Annotated in this window: 1 pseudogene; it reads left to right on the top strand. The window is 59.0% G+C overall.

The features are described 5' to 3' along the window. Nucleotides 1-398 (top strand): annotated as a pseudogene (locus I6F33_RS38090) (glycosyltransferase family 1 protein); the annotation flags it as partial.

The following is a 398-nucleotide window of genomic DNA, read 5'->3' as shown; positions in this document are numbered from 1 at the left end:
GATTCATCTGTGGACGGCCCCGGCAGGCCGGCCTTGCCGCGTCTGGCACGCGCGCCGCAATGTCGAAATGCTGCCAGCAATCATCCTGCGTGATCTTCTACGCATGAAGATCAGGATCGTCTTCACTTCCGCGTCGCAGCGGCGGCACACGGGATGGAGCAAGTTCCTTATCGGCCGGATGGACGCGGTGATTTCGACAAGCGGCAAGACGGCCGCCTATCTGCAGGTGCCGAATACCGTGATACTGCACGGCATAGATACCAAGCGCTTTCGACCGGCGACCGATAAAGCGGAAGCAAAACGTGCACTCGGACTGGACCCTAGCAAGAAGATTGCCGGCTGTTTTGGACGCGTGCGCCGTCAGAAGGGCACCGATCTTTTCGTAGACAGCATGATTG

This window comes from Bradyrhizobium sp. BRP20, from assembly GCF_020194215.1.
In the GTDB taxonomy this organism is placed as follows: Bacteria; Pseudomonadota; Alphaproteobacteria; order Rhizobiales; family Xanthobacteraceae; genus Bradyrhizobium; species Bradyrhizobium yuanmingense.
This window is presented reverse-complemented; position numbering and strand designations above follow the sequence as displayed.